21 protein-coding genes are annotated in these 20,348 nt (G+C 64.1%); 12 read left to right on the top strand and 9 right to left on the bottom strand.

Annotated elements, in window-relative coordinates; genetic code table 11:
• Nucleotides 1-840: 840 nt before the first annotated feature.
• The 3 genes from AB4Y32_RS27935 to flgA form a co-directional block, all read right to left on the bottom strand.
• Nucleotides 841-1,290 carry a flagella synthesis protein FlgN gene (locus AB4Y32_RS27935; protein ID WP_368724465.1) on the bottom strand — a complete coding sequence of 150 codons (450 nt, stop codon included), beginning with the start codon at nt 1,288-1,290 and terminating at the stop codon, nt 841-843.
• Nucleotides 1,291-1,384: 94 nt separating this feature from the next.
• Complete coding sequence (flgM, locus tag AB4Y32_RS27930) at nt 1,385-1,735, bottom strand: flagellar biosynthesis anti-sigma factor FlgM (protein ID WP_368724460.1); 351 nt, start codon at nt 1,733-1,735, stop codon at nt 1,385-1,387.
• A 109-nt stretch (nt 1,736-1,844) separates the two neighbouring features.
• On the bottom strand, nt 1,845-3,158 hold the full coding sequence (flgA, locus tag AB4Y32_RS27925) for a flagellar basal body P-ring formation chaperone FlgA (RefSeq protein ID WP_368724459.1): 1,314 nt from the start codon (nt 3,156-3,158) through the stop codon (nt 1,845-1,847).
• Between the two features lie 240 nt (nt 3,159-3,398).
• Here flgA and flgB point away from each other — a divergent pair, with 240 nt between their 5' ends.
• The 12 genes from flgB to flgL all read left to right on the top strand — a co-directional run bounded on the left by flgB (nt 3,399) and on the right by flgL (nt 15,906).
• The gene (gene flgB, locus AB4Y32_RS27920) at nt 3,399-3,890 is read left to right on the top strand and encodes a flagellar basal body rod protein FlgB (RefSeq protein ID WP_368724458.1); all 492 of its coding nucleotides are present in this window, start codon (nt 3,399-3,401) and stop codon (nt 3,888-3,890) included.
• A gap of 108 nt (nt 3,891-3,998) precedes the next feature.
• Nucleotides 3,999-4,424 (top strand): flagellar basal body rod protein FlgC, encoded by a 426-nt coding sequence (gene flgC / locus AB4Y32_RS27915; RefSeq protein WP_087736305.1) that lies wholly within the window; start codon nt 3,999-4,001, stop codon nt 4,422-4,424.
• A gap of 11 nt (nt 4,425-4,435) precedes the next feature.
• On the top strand, nt 4,436-5,146 hold the full coding sequence (locus AB4Y32_RS27910) for a flagellar hook assembly protein FlgD (RefSeq protein ID WP_368724457.1): 711 nt from the start codon (nt 4,436-4,438) through the stop codon (nt 5,144-5,146).
• A 33-nt stretch (nt 5,147-5,179) separates the two neighbouring features.
• Nucleotides 5,180-6,697: a flagellar hook protein FlgE gene (locus tag AB4Y32_RS27905; RefSeq protein WP_368724456.1), complete on the top strand. Its 1,518-nt coding sequence runs from the start codon at nt 5,180-5,182 to the stop codon at nt 6,695-6,697.
• 21 nt (nt 6,698-6,718) lie between these two features.
• A complete protein-coding gene (gene flgF, locus AB4Y32_RS27900; RefSeq protein WP_368724455.1) occupies nt 6,719-7,477 on the top strand; it encodes a flagellar basal-body rod protein FlgF in 759 nt (252 codons plus the stop codon).
• A 208-nt stretch (nt 7,478-7,685) separates the two neighbouring features.
• A complete protein-coding gene (gene flgG / locus AB4Y32_RS27895; RefSeq protein WP_368724454.1) occupies nt 7,686-8,474 on the top strand; it encodes a flagellar basal-body rod protein FlgG in 789 nt (262 codons plus the stop codon).
• A 46-nt stretch (nt 8,475-8,520) separates the two neighbouring features.
• The gene (gene flgH, locus AB4Y32_RS27890) at nt 8,521-9,231 is read left to right on the top strand and encodes a flagellar basal body L-ring protein FlgH (RefSeq protein WP_439899854.1); all 711 of its coding nucleotides are present in this window, start codon (nt 8,521-8,523) and stop codon (nt 9,229-9,231) included.
• A gap of 2 nt (nt 9,232-9,233) precedes the next feature.
• Nucleotides 9,234-10,418, top strand: a complete 1,185-nt coding sequence (locus AB4Y32_RS27885) for a flagellar basal body P-ring protein FlgI (protein WP_368724453.1) — start codon at nt 9,234-9,236, stop codon at nt 10,416-10,418.
• Between the two features lie 12 nt (nt 10,419-10,430).
• Nucleotides 10,431-11,363 carry a flagellar assembly peptidoglycan hydrolase FlgJ gene (gene flgJ, locus AB4Y32_RS27880; RefSeq protein WP_368724452.1) on the top strand — a complete coding sequence of 311 codons (933 nt, stop codon included), beginning with the start codon at nt 10,431-10,433 and terminating at the stop codon, nt 11,361-11,363.
• A gap of 295 nt (nt 11,364-11,658) precedes the next feature.
• Entirely contained in the window at nt 11,659-12,408 is a 750-nt protein-coding gene (locus tag AB4Y32_RS27875) for a flagellar brake protein (protein WP_368724451.1), read from the top strand.
• A 286-nt stretch (nt 12,409-12,694) separates the two neighbouring features.
• Nucleotides 12,695-14,674 (top strand): flagellar hook-associated protein FlgK, encoded by a 1,980-nt coding sequence (gene flgK / locus AB4Y32_RS27870; protein WP_368724450.1) that lies wholly within the window; start codon nt 12,695-12,697, stop codon nt 14,672-14,674.
• Between the two features lie 14 nt (nt 14,675-14,688).
• Entirely contained in the window at nt 14,689-15,906 is a 1,218-nt protein-coding gene (gene flgL, locus AB4Y32_RS27865) for a flagellar hook-associated protein FlgL (protein WP_368724449.1), read from the top strand.
• Nucleotides 15,907-16,255: 349 nt separating this feature from the next.
• Here the strand turns inward: flgL and fliR are convergent, their stop codons facing one another.
• From fliR to fliM, 6 genes are all read right to left on the bottom strand, one after another.
• Complete coding sequence (gene fliR, locus AB4Y32_RS27860; RefSeq protein WP_368724448.1) at nt 16,256-17,038, bottom strand: flagellar biosynthetic protein FliR; 783 nt, start codon at nt 17,036-17,038, stop codon at nt 16,256-16,258.
• Nucleotides 17,039-17,080: 42 nt separating this feature from the next.
• The gene (gene fliQ / locus AB4Y32_RS27855) at nt 17,081-17,350 is read right to left on the bottom strand and encodes a flagellar biosynthesis protein FliQ (protein WP_090871401.1); all 270 of its coding nucleotides are present in this window, start codon (nt 17,348-17,350) and stop codon (nt 17,081-17,083) included.
• Between the two features lie 19 nt (nt 17,351-17,369).
• Nucleotides 17,370-18,149, bottom strand: a complete 780-nt coding sequence (gene fliP, locus AB4Y32_RS27850) for a flagellar type III secretion system pore protein FliP (protein ID WP_368724447.1) — start codon at nt 18,147-18,149, stop codon at nt 17,370-17,372.
• A gap of 104 nt (nt 18,150-18,253) precedes the next feature.
• Entirely contained in the window at nt 18,254-18,877 is a 624-nt protein-coding gene (gene fliO / locus AB4Y32_RS27845) for a flagellar biosynthetic protein FliO (protein ID WP_368724446.1), read from the bottom strand.
• Nucleotides 18,874-19,338 (bottom strand): flagellar motor switch protein FliN, encoded by a 465-nt coding sequence (gene fliN, locus AB4Y32_RS27840; RefSeq protein WP_368724445.1) that lies wholly within the window; start codon nt 19,336-19,338, stop codon nt 18,874-18,876. The genes fliO and fliN overlap by 4 nt, the downstream gene beginning before the upstream one ends.
• The gene (gene fliM / locus AB4Y32_RS27835) at nt 19,331-20,329 is read right to left on the bottom strand and encodes a flagellar motor switch protein FliM (RefSeq protein WP_368724444.1); all 999 of its coding nucleotides are present in this window, start codon (nt 20,327-20,329) and stop codon (nt 19,331-19,333) included. Before fliM ends, fliN begins: the two co-directional genes overlap by 8 nt.
• Nucleotides 20,330-20,348: the final 19 nt, after the last annotated feature.

Below are 20,348 nucleotides of genomic sequence, written 5' to 3'. Positions count from 1 at the left end.
GCGGGTGCGCTTCGTCGACAGATCCAGACCAAGACCAAGCTGTGTCATCTCGCCGCTCCTTGAAGTATCCCCATCCCAGGATAGTTCACGCTCACGTCAGTGCCAGGACTTTTGCAGAGATTCCTAAAGCAAAGAAAGCGGACTCACACCGCCAGTGCTTGACGTTTACCCACGGGCTCTCAGCGTCCCCATCCTTCACGCGGCAACACACTGGTCCATGTTCGTTGCCAACCCACTACTTAAGCGCCTCACCTGCTTCGTGCACCCGCGTTGCGGCCCGCGATATCGAACATTCCGCGCCCCTTTGCGGCAAACTGTATGCAGGCATTCGCGCTACGCAGGACACCGTCGCTACGCGATGCCACTACAAGTGCGAGTGGCGTCCTGTACGACACAGCAACCTCGTTCACTACCGACATGCGGCGCCGAAACGTTCGATACCCTTGCGCGTGCCACGCATGCGTGAAGCGGGTGAGGCGTTTGGCAGAACGTTGGCGACGAACATCAGCGAGAACACTGTCGTGTGAAACGCGGGGACGTTGGGAGCCCGTGGGTAAACGACAAGGATTAGCGGTGTGAGCCCGCTTTCTTTGCTTACTTTCTTTGCGGCGGCAAAGAAAGTAAGTGCCGCCCCGCACAGGGGCAGCGCCCGCGCCGCGAGGCGCTAATGCGGATGCCAGCGATAAAGGCAAAGCGAACCAGCGCATCGCGGATGCCAGCGATAAAGGCAAAAACCAAACAGCGTCGCAGACAACGCAAAAAGCAAAACCGGCACCCAAAGGCACCGGTCTATTAGAAAGGCAGAGCGGATAAGAAGGGGAACAACCCCTTAAAACCAGATCAAATCCCCGCGAACGCCGGAACTCGCCCATCCGGCCCATAAAGCGCGCCACGCTCCGGCCCAACGGCGACATTCAAAGCAGCAAGCGCCCGCCGGTTATATTCCATGCGAGTCCGGATCAACGCGCCATTCGTGGTGTTGAACCGCTTCGCGCGTTCAACTGCCTTTTGCAGCAAAGACCACTGCGTACCAAGCCGCGAATCGTTGGCGACCGCCATCTCCATGCCTTTCCATCCCGTCGGATAGCCAAGCTGCACGAGCTGCGAATCGCGTACTTTCTCGAGAGTCGAGAGCCTCTCCACCAGCTCCATCTTCTTTTCGACGATGGGCGGCAGCGTCTCGATGGGATGCACCGTGGTCAGCGCCTTTTCCTCGGCTGCGAGGACGGAGGCAAACAGCTCCACAGCGGAATATTCGTCGATGACGGTGGCAAGCAGGGCGTCTTTCATCACTAACAACTCGCTAGGCAGGCTCGCGCCGCGCGCAAAACCGGATTGGTCACACATGCCGCCCGGCTCCCGGCGCACCACATCGGTACGCCCGTCAGTTGCCGGCCGACTGGCTCTTCTGTTGCAGCAGTTCACGCGCCGTCGCCAGCACGCCATCGGCAATCTTGCCGGAGTCGATCGTCAACGTGCCGTCCTTGATCGCCTGCTTGATCGACTCGACATGCGTCGTATCAATGTCCGATGTGCCCGCGCTCGCCAGGCTCTGCAGATGCGACGACAGTCCCGACAGGTTCACATTGGCGTCGCCCGACGCGCCCGTGGCCGTCGATGCGCTCGACGTCGCCGTGCTCGCACCGCCCGTCGCGGCGGTATCGCCTTGCTGCGTGCGCTGCAGCCCGTCTTTCAACGTCTGCAGGCGAGATTGGGTAGTGGAATCAACTTTCACGATTGGCTTCCTGATCGATTTGAATGTGATATCGGCAATCACACCGTCGAACTTTAGCGCAATCGATCGGACACGTTTTTCAAGTTGTAACCGCGCGCGCGGCACTTCGTCAGAGCTGGATTTCGACGGTTCCGCCGTCTTTCACGATGCCCTGCACGATCTGTCCACTCGCCATCTTCACCTTCACCGGCTGGCCCGGCGACGCATTGTTCATCACGCTGCCTTCCGCCGAAATCGAAAAGCCCTGCCCTTGCGCGACCACCTTCACCGTCTGGCCGATCGTCACCGACTCGGCGCTCTTAAGCATGTCCCGGCGCAACGGCAGGCCCGCCGACACGCGCATCAGCGCGACCGAGCCGACCGCCTGCGCGGGATCGGTGATCACGGCTTGCGGCAGGAGCGTCAGATCGCCGTCGCGGGCGACGAGATCGGCGGCCGTCAGCAGTTCGCCCGGACCGATCGCGCGCGACGCCAGGTAGTAAGTCGCGTGCACCGACACCTTCGCTTGCAGATAAAGCGTCCACGGACGCTCGCCCGCGCAGCGAACGCCGACCGTCGTGCGGCCCCACAGGCGCGCGCCCGTCGGCATGAATGGTTCGAGCGTCGTGCACGCCGCGAGGCCGCGCGGAAATGCCGTCGCCACGCTGATCTCGACTTTGCCCGGCAATCCCGCCGATTGCTGTTGCAGATAGGCGAGCGCGGCCCGGCGGATCGATTCGCCGTCCTGCTGTCCAGCGGGAACGGGCGCGGCGGGTTGCGCCGCCGCTTGAACTTGAGCCTGAGCCTGAACTTGCGCCGGCACAGCGACAGCCGGTGCGGACGCAGCCGCCGCGTTATTGCGCGCGACGCCGCCGCGAGGCTGCGCCGTCGCTGCATTCGGGAATGCGTTGCCAGCGGGAGGATTCACGGCGATCGGCTGCACGCCCGCTGTTTGACGGGCGGCGGCCTGGGCCGGCGCGACCATCACGGGCATCACCTGACGCGAGGCCGGTTGCAGGCTCACGCGCATGATGCCCGGCGCGTTTGCCGCGACGGCGGGTTCCTTTTGCACGACGGCTTCGGCAGCGCCGGGAATCACGATCGCGCCATCGGCGTGCGCGGCTTGCGCGAAGCGGTCGGCATCGTTGCGACGATTCGGGCCGAGCATTGACGGCACAACGGCAGGCGCAGCAACGCCCGGAGTGGCAACGGCGGCCACAGTGCCACGCGGCGCGGACGCATTCATGCGCTCGGCCATCGCTTGCAGTTCGGCGGGATTTTTCTCTGCCGTTCCCGCGATCACGATCGGACCGCCGTTCTCCTGCGCCTGCGCATGCGAGACGACAGCGCAGGCGCCGACCAGCACCATCGCCGACAGCGTGCGGGCAGCGCGCGCACCCACGCGGCGAGCGTGGCGCGAAGCGGTGGCGGCAGGCGAGGGCATGGTCGTTCTCCATCTGATGCATAGGTACGAATCGCATTCTAGAGATAGGCCACCTCGCAGAAACGGTGAATAGAGGCGTCCTTCCCCGGCTATTCGTCCGATTAAGTCTTGCGCCGCGCCCATAAGATGCACCACATGCGAAAAGGCCGTCCCGGCCCGCATGGTCGAGACGCCTGCTATCAGACAGCGCGTATCCACGAATGCGAACGGGACGCCTCGGACGGTTCAACGGAGAACTCAATGCTCGACAAACTCGATGCCGAATTTGCCTTTGGCCGCCAGGCGCTCGACGTGCGCGCCTATCGGCAGGAGCTGCTGTCGTCGAACGTCGCGAATGCCGATACGCCCGGCTACAAGGCGCGCGACATCGACTTCGCGTCGGCGCTCGCCGGCTCGCTGAAGAAAAGCGGCGGCGCGACGGCGGGCGCATCGAACAACGCGACGCTCGCGATGACCCAGCCGGCGGGCGTGACCCAGGGCATGTCGATGGCGTCGACGGAAGCCGGCCACATGATGGGCAAGGCGCGTCTCGTCGCGACGGGCGGCCCGACCGACGACTTCGGCAAGGTCGCCTACCGGATTCCGACGCAGCCCGCGCTCGACGGCAATACCGTCGATCTCGATGCCGAGCGCGTGCAGTTCGCCGACAACTCGCTGCACTTCGAGGCGGGCATGACGGTGCTGTCGCAACAGATCAAGTCGATGCTGGCGGCGATCACGTCGAACAGCTGATGGAATTGCGCAGCCGCCGGCACAGGCGGCAGCGCGCTGGATCAACGCTAAAAACCAGAACGCTACGGGATTAGACGCCGGTGCGCCGGCAAGAGAGGTCGAAAAGCCATGCCATCCCTGATGAACATTTTCAATGTCGCCGGTTCGGCGATGTCTGCGGAGTCGCAGCGCCTGAACGTGACGGCGTCGAACCTCGCGAACGCCGACAGTACGACGGGCCCCGACGGCAAGCCGTACAAGGCGAAGCAGGTCGTGTTCGCCGTCAACCCGATCGGCGGCGCGCGCACGGGTTCGGGCCAGCAGATCGGCGGCGTGCAGGTGAAGGGCGTCATCGACGATCCGACGCCGATGAAAACGTCGTATGACCCCGGCAATCCGGCCGCCGACGCAAACGGTTACGTGACGCTGCCCAACGTCGACCCCGTGCAGGAAATGGTCAACATGATTTCGGCTTCGCGCTCCTACCAGGCCAACGTCGAAACGCTCAACACCGCGAAACAGCTGATGCTGAAGACGCTCACGATCGGAACCTGAGGAGAGCCTTCTTGACTACGCAAACCACGATCGGCAACAACGGCGCGACGGTGTCGCAGACGCTGCTCGACACGATGAACGGCACGAAAAGCGCGTCGTCGGGCAGCGCAGCGGGTGCGACGTCGGGCAGCGATCTGCAGAACACGTTCCTGCAACTGCTCATCGCGCAGATGAAGAACCAGGACCCGACCAATCCGATGGACAGCTCGCAGATGACTTCGCAGCTCGCCCAGATCAACACGGTGACGGGCATCCAGCAGTTGAACACGTCGCTGACCTCGCTTGCGTCGCAGCTCACGACGAACCAGCAGACGCAGGCCGCGAACCTCATCAGCACGACGGTGCTCGCGCCGGGCGACAGCTTCTCGGTGGCATCGGGCAAGGCGACGGGCTTCGGCGTCACGCTCGCGTCCGGCGCGACGGACGTGCAGATCACGGTGAAGAACTCAGCGGGCCAGGTGGTCAACACGATCGATCTCGGCAAGCAGTCGGCGGGCACGATCCCCATCGGCTGGACGCCCGTCGACAAGAGCGGCAACGCGCTGCCCGACGGCACGTACACGTTCACGGCCACCAGCACGTCGGGAAGCGGCACGGGTTCGCCCGCCACGCTGTCGGCGGCCACGGTGCAAGGGGTCATCAAGCAGACGGACGGCACGCCAGGCCTCGTCCTTTCGAACGGCAAGACGGTCGGCCTGTCGACGATCGCCGCCATCATCTAAACGCATTCGGCATCACGGGATACGGAGACCTCCATGGGTTATCAGCAAGGGTTGAGCGGACTGGCGGGCGCATCGAGCGACCTCGACGTCATCGGCAACAACATCGCCAACGCGAACACCGTCGGCTTCAAGCAGGGCCAGGCGCAGTTCGCCGACATGTACGCGAACTCGATCGCGACGGCCGTCAACAACCAGATCGGCATCGGCACGCGCCTGTCGGAAGTCGAGCAGAACTTCTCGCAAGGCACGATTTCGAGCGATGACATCGCGCTGCACGTCGCGATCAACGGCAACGGCTTCTACCAGATGTCGAACAACGGCGCGCTGACGTACTCGCGCAACGGCGTGTTCCAGCTCGACAAGAACGGCTACATCGTCAACGCCGACGGCCTCAAGCTGATGGGCTACGCGGCGAACAAGAACGGCATCATCAATACGGCGGGCACGGTGCCACTGCAGGTGCCGACGGCCAATATCGCGCCGACGGCCACGACGACCATCACGGCGGGCCTGAACCTGAACGCGCAAGACGCGCTCAAGCTGGGCACGCCTTCGGTTTCCTTTGGCGCGACCAACACGGGCAGCCTGACGAACAACGGCGTGTCGATCACGGACGCGACGCAAGGCACGAACGCCAACACCTATACGATCACCTTCGGCGCTGGCACACCGCCGACCACCTACACGTTGGCCTCCAGCGACGGCACCAGCACGACGGGCACCTATTCCGCCAATTCACCCATCAAGCTCGGCAACGGTGAGACGATTACCCTCGCCAACACGCCCGGCGCAAACGACACAGTTACGATCGCGCCGACGGCCCTCGCGTTCGACCCGACCAACAATGCAACGTACAGCTACACGACTTCCGTGCCCGTCTACGACTCGCTCGGCGGCGAGCAGCAGGTCGACATGTACTTCGTGAAGACGGCGGCGGGTTCGTGGGACGTGTACGCAGGCAAGGACGGCAACGTGCCGACGACGAAGATCGGCACGGCGAAGTTCGACACGTCAGGCAATCTGGTCAGCACGCTGGATCAGGCCGGCAACCCGACTTCTACGCTGTTCGCGTTCAACTTCTCGATTCCGAACTCGGACGGCTCGGCCACGCCGCAGAACCTCACGCTGAAGATCGGCGGCACGACGCAGTTCGGCAGCAAGGACGGCGTGAACTCGCTGGTGCAGGACGGCTTCGCGGCCGGCCAGCTGACCAACTTCACGATCGGCACCGACGGCACCATCACGGGCAACTACTCGAACGGCCAGACGGCGGCGCTCGGCCAGGTCGCGCTCGCGACCTTCGCGAACCAGAACGGCCTCATCAACCTCGGCAATAACCAGTTCCAGGCGACGGCGGCTTCGGGCGTCGCGGTGGTGGCCGCGCCGGGCTCGACGAACCACGGCTCGCTGCAAGGCGGCGCGACCGAAAACGCGAACGTCGACCTGACGAGCGAACTGGTGAACCTGATCACGGCGCAGCGCAATTACCAGGCGAACGCGCAGACGATCAAGACCCAGCAGGCCGTCGACCAGACGCTCATCAACCTGTAACGCTGACGCACCGACACCATCATGGACCGGCTCATCTACACCGCGATGTCGGGCGCGACGCAGGCGCTCGAACAGCAAGCCGTGGTCGCGAACAACCTCGCGAACACCTCGACGACGGGCTTTCGCGCGCAGCTCGCGACGTTCCGCGCCGTGCCGATGGCGTTCGGCGACGGCAGCACGATTCAGGACGACACCACGCGCACTTTCGTGCTGTCGTCGACGCCGGGCGCGGACTACACGCCCGGCCCGATCCAGCAGACGGGCAACCCGCTCGACGTCGCCGTCCAGGGACCGGGCTGGCTGTCCGTGCTGACGCCGGACGGCTCGGAAGCCTACACGCGCGCGGGCAACTTGCACGTCGACGAAAACGGCCAGCTCGTGACGGCCAGCAACATGCCCGTCGTGGGCGGCGGCGGCCCGCTGTCGGTGCCGCCCGGCTCGCAGGTGACGATCGGCCGCGACGGCACGGTGTCGGCGCTGATCCCGGGCGATCCGCCGACGTCGATTGCCATCGTCGATCAGCTGAAACTGGTGAACCCCAATCCCGCTTCGCTCACGCGCGGCGACGACGGACTCTTCCGCACCGCCGACGGCAATCCGGCGGACGCCGATCCGAATGTCGTCGTGGCGGCGGGGGCGCTCGAGGGCAGCAACGTGAACCCGGTGGCGGCGATGGTCTCGATGATCACCAACGCGCGCCAGTTTCAGATGCAGACGAAGATGATCGAGTCCGCCGACCAGAACGAACAGTCGGCGAACAAGCTGCTCGACTTCAGCTAACCCGATACGGATTCAACGGAACGCACGACGCTGCGTTCACAACCAGGTTGCATGGGACGGGAGTGACGCCAACAAAGCGCTAACTCCCGTCGACCGCGAAGCATGGGACCGGAGTAAGTGCTCTGCATGGGGCTGGAGTAAGTGCTAAAGCACTAACTCCAGCCGACAGCTAAAGCGCTAACTCCGGTCCACACAGGAGAGAAGAACAGTGAACCGCTCACTCTATATCGCCGCCACGGGCATGAATGCGCAACAGGCGCAGATGGACGTGATCTCGAACAACCTCGCGAACGTCAGCACGAACGGCTTCAAGGGCTCGCGCGCCGTGTTCGAAGACCTGCTGTATCAGACGATCCGCCAGCCCGGCGCGAACTCGACGCAGCAGACGGAACTGCCGTCGGGCATCCAGCTCGGCACGGGCGTCCAGCAGGTCGCGACCGAGCGCCTGTACACGCAGGGCAACCTGCAACAGACGGGCAACTCGAAGGACGTCGCGATCAACGGACAGGGCTTCTTCCAGGTGCTGATGCCGGATGGCACGAACGCCTACACGCGCGACGGCTCGTTCCAGACCAACGCGCAAGGCCAGCTCGTCACGTCGAGCGGCTATCAGGTGCTGCCGGCGATCACGATTCCGCAGAACGCGACGTCGCTCACGATCGGCAGCGACGGCGCCGTGTCCATCACGGTCGCGGGTTCGAGCGCCACCCAGCAGATCGGCGCGCTGCAACTGGCGACGTTCATCAATCCGGTCGGCCTCGACGCGAAGGGCGAAAACCTGTTCGCCGAAACGTCGTCGTCGGGTGCGCCGAACATCACGACGCCGGGCCTGAACGGCGCGGGCACGCTGAATCAGGGCTACGTCGAATCGTCGAACGTGAACGTCGTGCAGGAGCTGGTCAACATGATCCAGACCCAGCGCGCGTATGAAATCAACAGCAAGGCCGTGACGACGTCGGACCAGATGCTGCAGACGCTCGGCCAGATGCCGGTTTGAGCAGGCTGAGCTGTTGAAAGCAGGAATCAAACAGGCGGTAATCAAGATGTCGCACTTCACCCGTACCCCCGTCCTTCTGCGCAGCGCGCGGGCAGCCTCGATGCTCGCGTGCGCCGGCGTGCTCGCAGCCGCGCTCGGCGGCTGCGGGCTCGTGCCGAAGCAGCCGATCACCCAGCAGCCGATGTCGGCGCTTCCGCCGACGCCGCCGTCGCTGCAGACGCCCGGCTCGATCTACAACCCGGGGTACGCTGGCCGGCCGCTGTTCGAAGACCAGCGGCCGCGCAATGTCGGCGACATCCTGACCATCGTCATCGCCGAAAACATCAACGCGACGAAATCGTCGGGTGCCAACGCCAACCGCGACGGCACGACGAAATTCGGCGTGCCGACAGCCGGGTTTCTGAGCGGCTTCTTCGGCAAGGTCAACCTCGACGCGAGCGGCGACAACACATTCAAGGCAGCGGGCGGCGCGAGCGCGGCGAACACGTTCAACGGCACGATCACCGTCACGGTGACGAACGTGTTGCCGAACGGCAATCTCGTCGTAAGCGGCGAAAAGCAGATGCTGATCAATCAGGGCAACGAGTTCGTGCGCTTCTCGGGCGTCGTCAATCCGAACACGATCAACGGCCTCAACGCCGTCTACTCGACGCAGGTCGCGGACGCGAAGATCGAATACTCGGCGAAGGGCTATATCGACGAAGCCGAGAACATGGGTTGGCTGCAACGCTTCTTCCTCAACGTCGCGCCGTGGTGATCATGCGTACCGTTTCTCTCTTCGGCCCGGTGTTCAGCTTCGCGACGCGTGCACTGGCCGTGATCGCGCTCGCCTGCGCGGCGCTGCCCGTCACGACGCACGTCGCGCACGCCGAGCGTCTGAAAGACCTCGCGCAGATCCAGGGCGTGCGCGACAACCCGCTGATCGGCTATGGCCTCGTCGTCGGACTCGACGGCACGGGCGACCAGACGATGCAGACCCCGTTCACGACGCAGACGCTCGCGAACATGCTCGCGAACCTCGGCATCTCGATCAACAACCAGCAGGCGGGCGCGAGCAACTCGGGCGCGAATGCCCTCTCCAGCATGCAGCTGAAGAACGTCGCGGCCGTGATGGTGACGGCCTCGCTACCCGCGTTCGCGCGTCCCGGCGAAGCGATCGACGTCACGGTGTCGTCGCTCGGCAACGCGAAGAGCCTGCGCGGCGGTACGCTGCTGCTCACGCCGCTCAAGGGCGCGGACGGCGCGGTGTACGCACTCGCGCAGGGCAACATGGCCGTCGGCGGCGCGGGCGCGAGCGCGAACGGCAGCCGCGTGCAGGTGAACCAGCTTGCGGCGGGCCGCATCGCGGGCGGCGCGATCGTCGAGCGCTCCGTGCCGACGACGATCTCGCAGGCGGGCACGATGCAGCTCGAACTCAACGACATGGACTACGACACGACGCAGCGCGTGACGTCCGCGATCAACAACGCGTTCGGCTTCGGCACGGCCGTTGCGCTCGACGGACGCACGATCCAGCTGCGCGCGCCTGCCGATCCGGCGCAGCAGGTCTCGTTCATGGCGCAGTTGCAGAACCTCGACGTGAAGCCCGCGCAGGCCGCCGCGAAGGTGATCCTGAACGCGCGCACGGGCTCGATCGTGATGAACCAGATGGTGACGCTGCAAAACTGCGCGGTCGCGCACGGCAATCTGTCCGTGATCATCAATACGCAGCCCGTCGTGAGCCAGCCGGGCGCGTTCTCGAACGGCCAGACCGTGGTCGCGCAGCAGTCGCAGATTTCGATGAAGCAGGACAACGGCGCGCTCAAGCTCGTCACGGCAGGCGCGAACCTCGCGGAAGTGGTGAAGGCGCTCAACGCGCTCGGCGCGACGCCCGCCGATCTGATGTCGATCCTCCAGGCCATGAAGGCAGCGGGTGCGCTTCGCGCCGAGCTTGAGATCATCTAAGGAACAACGAGAATGAACTCCGACACGACACGCAACGCAGCGAACGAACTGACGAACCGCTTTGCGCTCGACGTGCAGGGCTTCGACGCGATGCGCGCCCAGGCGGCCGCGAATCCGCGCGAGGCGATGAAGTCGGCGGCGAAGCAGTTCGATGCCGTCTTCACGCAGATGATGTTGAAGAGCATGCGCGACGCAACGCCGTCCGACGGTCCGTTCGATTCGCACGATACGGCGACCTACACGTCGATGATGGATCAGCAGCTTGCGCAGCAGATGTCGTCGAAAGGAATCGGCGTCGCCGATGCGATGCTCAAGCAATTGATGCGCAACTCGGGCATGTCCGCCGACGATGCGAACGCGGGCAACAACGCCGCGCTGAATGCGCTCGCAAAGGCGTACGCGAATCCCGCGAGCAACGGCGCGCTGCGGATGGGCCGCGGCTATACGGCGAACAGCGCGCTGACGCCGCCCGTGCACGGCGACGGCTCGTCGGAAAAGGTCGATGCGTTCGTCGACAAGCTCGCGGCGCCCGCGCAGGCGGCCAGCGCGGCGACGGGCATTCCGGCGCGCTTCATCATCGGCCAGGCCGCGCTCGAATCGGGCTGGGGCAAGCGCGAGATCAAGAAGGCGGACGGCACGACGACCCACAACGTCTTCGGCATCAAGGCCACCGCCGACTGGACGGGCAAGACGGTCGCGACTGTCACGACCGAGTACATCAACGGCCGCTCGCAACGCGTGGTCGAGAAATTCCGCGCGTACGACTCGTACGAGGAAGCGATGACCGATTACGCGAGCTTCCTGAAGTCGAACCCGCGCTATGCGCAAGTCATCAATTCGTCGCGCGACGTGAACGGCTTCGCGCAAGGCATGCAGCGCGCGGGCTACGCGACCGATCCGCACTACGCGAAAAAACTCATCTCCATCATGCAGAAGATGGTGTGACGCCGCTTCCGGACGCGGCGCTCGCCGCGTTCATGCTGCCTTTCCACTCTCGGGATTCACGCGCAAATTGGCGTATCCTTTCTTTGTTGCGGTGTCAAACGTTTGCGAAAAATTTTTCGCAAAACCGGTCTAAACTTTGACCTGATGCTGCCGCTAAACAGTCAGACCCGATACCGGAATGCCGTACAAGAGATCCGGTCCGATGCGCGTTTCGCGACCCCGGAAGGCCAGTTGAGAACCGGCCAGCCGTATTCGCGCGGCGTGCCCGCAAGAACGAAGAGAAATTGGCAAGGCCATGAATACCACCCAGTCGAATGATGATGACCGCGAGACGGAAGGCGTCGACTTCGGCCGCCGCAATCCGCTTGAGATCGGCGTGCAATTGCGCAACCTGCTCAACCGCGGCGATTTTCTGACCGTGCAGTACAAAGGCGGCCAGCTGGTGACGAAGATTCTCGAAGTGGACGTGCGGGAGCGTACCTTTACGTTCGACTGGGGCGCGCTCGCGGATCAGAACCGGGGCCTGCTGTCCTCGCCGGAAGGGCATTTCCACGCGACACCCGACGGCGTGCGCGTGCACTTCGTCACGCGGACGCCGCGCGAGACGAAGTTCGAAGGCCGTCCTTCGTTCGAGGCCGATTTTCCCGACGTGCTCTATTACGTGCAGCGCCGCGAGTACTTCCGCGTCGATGCGCCGTTGCTCGATCCGTACGTCTGCCGCGGCCGCCTGCCGGACGGCGACGGTTTCCGCTTCGAGGTGCAGGACCTGTCGCTGGGCGGCATCGCGATGCGCACCAGCGACGAGCGCGTGACGACGCTCGAACACGGCGTGCGGCTGCTCGACACGGAAGTGTCGCTGGGTTCGCTCGGCACGCTGCAACTCGATCTCGAACTGATGTCGAACCGCGCCATCGCGCTGCCCAACGGCTCGCGGCGCTATACGCTCGGCTTCCGTTTCCTGTCCCTGCCGGGCAATGCGGAAAACACGCTGCAACGCCTCATCACGCAACTCGAAATGAAGCGCCGCTCGCTCGCGCGCGCCTGAATTCGAACGCGCCTGACCGTCACCTGATTCGATACGCATGCGCTGACGCGGCCGAGTTCGCGGCAAGCGCGTGCGTGCCCACATGCAGCGATCCTGAGCTGCGCGGCCTGCATCGAGAAATGCCGCATGCAGCGCTGCAGGAAGCGCCTCAAAAAGCGCGGCAAAAAATGATGCGGCGCCGTCAATTGGCCCTCAATGTTCACGCGCCGAGGCCGATATACAAAGTGTCCGGTCAACCTGGCGGCGCTGCATGCGCCGCCTCTTACGCCGTCTTTCAGGATGACGCATGTCCAGCAACCTCTTTAGCATCGGCCTCAGCGGACTCAATGCAGCCCAGTGGGGGCTGACGACGACGGGTCAGAACATCAGCAACCAGGCGACGCCCGGCTATTCGGTCGAACGTCCCGTCTACGCGGAATCGAGCGGACAGTACACGGGTTCCGGCTACATCGGCAGCGGCGTGTCGACGACGACCATCCAGCGCCAGTACAGCCAGTACCTGACGACCGAGCTGAACAACGCGCAGTCGCAGTCCGGTTCGCTGACCACGTACTACAACATGATCGCGCAGCTCAACAACATGGTCGGCAGTCCGACCTCGGGCATTTCGAGCGCGATCACGAGCTACTTCACGGGCCTGCAGAACGTCGCGAACGATGCGTCGAATCCCGCGATGCGCCAAAGCGCCATCAGCAACGCGCAATCGTTGGCGGACCAGATCAACGCGGCGGGCGACCAGTACGACCAGCTGCGCGCGAGCGTCAACACGCAGATCGGCGACACCGTCAAGCAGGTCAACAGCTACACCGCGCAGATCGCGCAACTGAATTCGCAGATCCAGGCGCTGAGTGCGCAAGGCCAGCCGCCGAACCAGCTGCTCGACCAGCGCGATCTCGCCGTATCGAACCTGTCGCAACTGGTCGGCGTGCAGGTCGTGCAGGGCGACACCGGCTACAGCGTCTTCATGGGCAACGGCCAGCCGCTCGTCGTCGCCGACAAGAGCTTCAATCTCACGACGGTCACGTCGCCGTCGGACCCGACGGAAACGGCCGTTGCATACGCGGGTCTTGCGAGCCAGGCCGCAACGTCGACGCCGCAAATCCTGCCCGACAGCACCGCGCTGGGCGGACAGCTCGGCGGGCTGATGACGTTCCGCAGTCAAACGCTCGATCCCGCTGAAGCGCAACTCGGCGCGATTGCGACGAGCTTCGCGGCCCAGGTGAACGCACAGAACGCGCTCGGCATCGACCTGAACGGCAACAAGGGCGGCGCGCTGTTCACCGTCGGCAATCCGACCGTCTATGCGAACGCGAACAACACGGGCAATGGCAACCTCGGCGTCACGCTGACGAACCCGGCGCAGCCGCCGACGGGCGACTACACGCTGTCGTACGACGGGACGAACTACACGCTCACCGATCGCGAGACGGGCCAGGTCGTCGGTCAGGCGCCGAATCTGACCAACCCGATCGGCGGCATGCAGTTCTCGCTGGGAACGACCACGATGAACGGCGGCGATTCGTTCACGATCGAGCCGACGCGCGGCGCGCTGAACGGTTTTGCGCTGACGACCACGGCGGGCGCCGCGATCGCCGCTTCGTCGCCCGTTCTGGTGACGGCGGGCGCCGCGAACACGGGCACGGCGACGGTGACGCAAGGCACGGTGTCGGCGGGCTACTCGGTGCCCGCCAGCAGCAGCCCGACGACGCTGACGTACGACGCGTCGACGGGTACGCTGTCGGGCTTTCCGGCCGGCTCGATCGTGACGGTCGCGGGCACGCCTCCGACGAGCTACAACACGGGAACGACGCCCAACGTGCCGTACAACCCGGCGATGGGCGCATCGTTGACGATCACAGGCGGCTCGATCAACAACGTCTCGTTGCAGATCACGGGAACGCCCGCCAATGGCGATACGTTCACGATCGCGGCGAATCCGTCGGGCGGCAAGGACGGCCGCAACGCGCAGCAGATGTCGAATCTCGTGACGTCGAAGGCGATGGGCAGCGGCACGCTCACGTTGACCGATTCGTATGCGAACTATGTGAACGACATCGGCAACCAGACGAACCAGATACAGACGTCGAGCAAGGCTCAGACATCGCTCGTCACGCAGATCACGACGGCGCAGCAGGCGATATCCGGCGTGAACATCAACGAGGAAGCGGCGAACCTGCTGCAATACCAGCAGCTGTATCAGGCGAACAGCAAGGTCATCCAGACGGCTGCGACGCTGTTCCAGACGATCCTCGGCATCTTCCAGTGAGGCGTTGAACGCATATGCGCATCTCTACTTCGCAATATTTCGGCATGAACGTCCAGACGATGGACGATCAGCAGGCGACGCTCGCGCAGCTGTATCAGCAGCTGTCGAGCGGCGTGAGCCTCGCGACGCCGTCGGACAACCCTGTCGGCGCGGCGCAGGCGGTGCAGCTCAGCATGCAGGGCACGACGCTTTCGCAGTACGCGAGCAACCAGAATACGGCGCTGGCGTCGCTGCAGGCCGAGGACAGCTCGCTCTCCAGCATCAGCGGCGTGCTGACGGCGATCAACACGCAGCTCGTGCGCGCGGGCGATGGGTCGCTCAACAACGGCGATCGCGGATCGATCGCTACGGAGTTACAGGGTCTGCGCAATCAGCTGATGGGGCTCGCGAACGGCACCGATGCTTCGGGCAATTATCTGTACGCGGGGTATCAGGCCTCGACGCCGCCGTTTTCGGTCGATGCGGCGGGCGCCGTGCAATACAGCGGCGACAACGGCGTGCAGTTTGTGCAGGTGACGAGCAGCCGCAGCATCGCGACGGGGGAAACGGGGAACGCCGTATTCCGAAGCATTTCTGCGGCCGGCAGTTCACCCGTCGGTGCAGGCTCTGCGAGCAACACGGGCTCGGGCGTGCTGGGCAACGTGTCGGTCACCAATACCGCTAGTCCGACGAACCAGCACAAGTTTCAGATCGACTTCACGTCGTCGACCACGTACACGATCACTGACGTGACGGCGGGGACGCCAGCGGGTCCGGCGCAGACCTTCGCGGCCGGTCAGGCGATTTCGCTCGGCGGTGAGAGCGTGACGATTTCCGGCGCGCCGAACGGCGGTGACTCGTTCACGGTGACGCCGGCGGCGCAGTCGAGCACCGACGTGTTCGCCAACCTGGACAGCGTGATCGCGGCACTGCAAACGCCGGCGACGAGCGCGAGCGGGCAGGCGAATTTGACGAACGCGCTGGGCACGGCGTTGACCCAGATGCAAAACACGCTGAACAACGTGACGACGATCCAGACGTCCGTGGGCGGGCGCGAGCAGGAGATCGAGGCGTTGCAGGCCGTCACGCAATCCAATTCGCTGCAGACGCAAAGCAATCTCGCCGATCTGACGCAGACGAATCTGACCAAGGTCATCAGCCAGTACACGATGACGCAGTACTCGTTGCAGGCTGCGCAGCAGGGCTTCTCGATGATCCAGAAGCTGTCGTTGTTCGATTACATCGGGGGTTGATGGCGGGCTGTTGTGGCCCGCTGGTTTTTGAAGGTTTGGCGCCTGGCTCTTTTGTCTGCGACGGCTTTTTGTTGCCGGCTTTTTTAGCGTGCCGCTGGCATTCGCGATTGCGCTGGTTCGCTTTGCCTTTATCGCTGGCATCCGCATTCGCGCCTCGCACAGGGGCAACGCCCGCGCCGCCAGGCGCTAATGCGGATGCCAGCGCAAAGGCAAAAACACCAAAACAAAAGCCGTTGCAAACAAAAGCAAGTGCCGCCCCGCACAGGCGCAACGCCCGCGCCGCCCGGCGCTAAAGCTGATGACAGCGACAAAGCCAAAAACACAACAGCGTCGCAGACACAAAAAAAGCCTAGTGCATACCCGCCGCCACCCGCCCCATCTGATCAATCCCACTGTCAAACAGCCGTGAAAAGAACGGCATCATATTCGGCAGCATCAACTGGATCAGCAGCAACCCGGTAATCACAGTCACCGGCAAACCGACCTGAAACACCCCGATCTGCGGCGCAGCGCGATTCAGAATACCCAGCGCGAGATTCGTGATGAGCAGCGCCGTCACGACGGGCAACGACAGCAGCAGCCCCGCGCTGATCACCGTGCTGCCCCAGCCGACGAGCACGCGCCAGCCGTTCGCGCCCAGCACGTTCGCCGCGACGGGCAGCGACTGAAATGTCTGGAGCAGCGCCGACAGCATCTGCAGATGCCCGTCGAGGGCGAGAAAGGTCAACAGCGCGATCATATTCACGAAGCGCGACATCACATCAGTCGAGCCCGTCGCGTGCGGATCGAAGAACGTCGCGAAGCCGAGCCCCATGCTCATGCCCATGAAGTTGCCCGCGGCCTCCACGGCCGCGAACACCATCTGCATCGTGAAGCCGAGCGCGGCGCCGATCAGAAACTGGTTGACGATGATCCAGATGCCTTGCGCGGAAAACACCGTCACCTGCGGCATCGCGCCGAGCGTCGGCGCGACGATGATCGTGACGAACGCGGCGAGGCCGATCTTCACGCGAGTCGGCAGCGACTTCTCGCCGAATGCCGGCGCCGTCGCCATCAACGCCAGAATCCGCACGAACGGCCACAGAAACGCAGTGAGCCAGACGTTCAGCTGCTCGTAGGTGACGGAAAACATCGCGCGTCGGAGGAAGGAAAGGGGAAGAAAACGGCAGCGCGCTCAGTTGGCGAGCGTCGGAATGCTCGTGAACATGTGGCGCATGTAGTCGAGCATCTTCGCGAGCATCCACGGGCCGATCAGCACGAGCGTCACGGCGATCGCGAACAGCTTCGGAATGAACGACAGCGTGGCTTCGTTGATCTGCGTCGCGGCCTGGAAAAGACTCACGACTAGACCGACGATCAGTCCCACGAAAAGCGGCGGCGCGGCCAGCAGCAGCGCGATGTACATCGCGTCGTGCGCGAGCGTGGTGACGGTTTCGGGTGTCATGACGTCAGTCTCCCGGGTATCAGGTGAAGCTCTGCGCAAGCGAGCCGACGATCAGCTGCCATCCGTCGACCAGCACGAACAGCATCAGCTTGAAGGGCAGCGAGATGGTCGCGGGCGAGATCATCATCATGCCCATCGACATCAGCACGCTCGCCACCACCATGTCGATGATCACGAACGGAATGAACACGGTGAACCCGATCTGGAAGCCCGTCTTCAGCTCGCTCGTCACGAACGACGGCACCAGCAGCGACAGCGGCACGTCTTCCGGGCCTTGCATCGGCGCTGCGTGCGAGATGCGCGCGAAGAGCGCGAGATCGCTTTCGCGGGTCTGCTTCAGCATGAATGCCTTGAAGGGCGCGACGCCGCGCTTCACCGCTTCGTCCATCTGGATCGTGCCTTCGGAGAAGGGCTTGTAGCCATCGTTATACGCCTTGTCGAGCACGGGCGACATCACGAACAGCGTCAGAAACAGCGCGAGGCCGACCAGCACCTGATTGGGCGGCGTCGTCGGCGCGCCGAGCGCCTGGCGCAGCAGCGACAGCACGATGATGATGCGCGTGAAGCTCGTCATCATCAGCACCATCGCGGGCAGGAACGACAGCATCGTGAGCAGCAGCATCGTCTGCACGCTCAGCGAATACGTCGTGCCGCCGTTCGGGCCGGGGCTCGTGTTGAACGCGGGCAAGCCCGCCGTCTGCGCGAACGAGAGCGTCGGCAGCGCGAGCATCATCAGCGCTGGCACGGCGAACGGCGCGACACGCGACGCCACATGTGCCGCGCGTTGGACGAAGTGCATCGTTATCGAAGCGGGCGCCGAAGAAGAGGTGTGGGAAGATACGGGGGCAGGGGCGTGGAAACCCCGAGCGCAGCCACGCTGCGCGTCAGATCGGTCGTACTGCATTACTGTTCTCCGCTCGCGCGCCGCTGGAAACGTCTGCTGGCTTCGTGTTTGAGCGCGTCGCGAAAGCGTTGTCCGAAGGTGCCGCTCAACTGGACGGGACCGCCGCCGATGGTCGAACCGGCTGCGCCGGGCACAGCGGCCGAGCCGGTGAGAGGAATTCCGCTCGCGGCCGAGCCCGCGGGCATCGTGTGCAACAGACGCACATTGCCGGGCGCCGCGCCGAGCACGAGCCACGTGTCGCCGATTTCGACGACGGCCACGCGTTCCTTGCCGCCGAGCGACGTGCCGCCGATCGTCTTCACGATGCCGCCGCGCTGGCCCGGTTGCAGGCCGAAGCGCCGCGCGAGCCATGCGCAGCCGAACACGAGGCCGATCACGACGGAAAGCCCCACGATCGTCTGCAACACGGCGCCGACGCCCAGCGACGGCACCGCCGTTCCCGCGCCGACGCTCGACGCGATCTTCGCGGCATTGTTGACGGCGTTCATGTCGGCGGCGTGCGCGAGGTTCGACGCGCCTGCGCAGAGCGCAACACCCGCTAGCGCCACGGCCGACATGAAACGGGCGCGGGCAAGCGACACGCCGCTTGCAAAAAACGCGGCCCGGTGTACAGCGTGCTTCATCGATTCAGCTTCCGGATACGCTCGGACGGCGTGATGATGTCGGTCAGGCGAATGCCGAACTTGTCGTTCACCACGACCACTTCGCCCTGCGCGATCAGGCAACCGTTGACTAGCACGTCCATCGGCTCGCCCGCGAGGCCGTCCAGCTCGACGACGGAACCTTGCGCGAGTTGCAGCAGGTTGCGAATCGCGATCTTCGTGCGGCCGAGCTCGACCGTCATCTGGACGGGAATGTCCAGGATCATGTCGATGTCGTTGCGCGTCGTGGTCGGCTCGACCTTCGACAGCGGCTGGAATACGCCTGCCGTGCTCGTGCTCACGGGCGCATTGTTGTTCTGCTCGGCGAGCGCGCTCGCCCAGTCGTCGAGGGCCGCTTCGTCGGCGCTGACAGCCGCCGCCGGATCGTTGACCTTGGACTCTTCCGGCATGTCCATTTCGGGTGTCGAGTTCAGCTCAGTCATATCCCGCTTCCTTCATCGTGTCCGCTGCGCTGATCATCTTCTGGACCCGCAACGCATATTGACCATTGAAAATTCCGTAGCCGCATTCCATCACCGGCACGCCGTCGACTTTCGCGGTGATGTGCTCGGGGACATTGATCGGCAGCACGTCGCCCGCCTTCATGTTGAGAATCTCCTGGAACGTCACGGGGATCTGCGCGAGATCGGCCGTCAGCTCCACTTCGGCGGCCTGCACCTGCTGCGACAGCACGCGCACCCAGCGGCGGTCCACTTCGAGCGCTTCGCCCTGGATCGGCGACGAGAGCACATCGCGGATCGGCTCGATCATCGAGTACGGCATGCAGATGTGCAGCGTGCCGCCCGTCGCGCCGAATTCGATCGAGAACTGCGTGACGATCACGATCTCGTTCGGCGTTGCAACGTTTGCGAACTGCGTGTGCATCTCCGAGCGCACGTATTCGAACTGCAGCGGACGCACGCTCTTCCAAGCCGTCGAGTAGTGCTCGAACACGAGGCCGAGCAGCTTGCTGATGATGCGCTGCTCGGTCTGCGTGAAGTCGCGGCCTTCGACGCGCGTATGAAAGCGCCCGTCGCCGCCGAACAGGTTGTCGACCACGAAGAACACGAGGTTCGGATCGAACACGAACAGCGACGTGCCGCGCAGCGGCTTCACGTGGACGAGGTTCAGGTTCGTCGGGATCGGCAGGTTGCGCGTGAATTCGCTGTACTTCTGCACCTTCACCTGGCCGACGGAGATTTCCGCCGTGCGCCGCATGAAGTTGAAAATGCCGACGCGCAAGAGCCGCGCGAAGCGGTCGTTGATGATTTCGAGGCCGGGCATCCGGCCTCGGACGATGCGTTCCTGCGTCGCAATGTTGTACGGGCGGACGCCGCCCTTGTCGGCCTCGCCGGATTGCGAGTCGGATTCGCCCGTAACGCCCTTGAGGAGGGCATCGACCTCCTCCTGGGACATGAACTCTTCGTGGCCCATTCCTATTCCTCGTGCGTCC

Origin of the sequence: Paraburkholderia phymatum, assembly GCF_040965635.1 — a bacterium.
Taxonomy (GTDB): Bacteria; Pseudomonadota; Gammaproteobacteria; order Burkholderiales; family Burkholderiaceae; genus Paraburkholderia; species Paraburkholderia phymatum_B.
The sequence above is the reverse complement of the archived record's forward strand: the minus strand, read 5'-3'. Positions and strand labels throughout refer to the sequence as shown.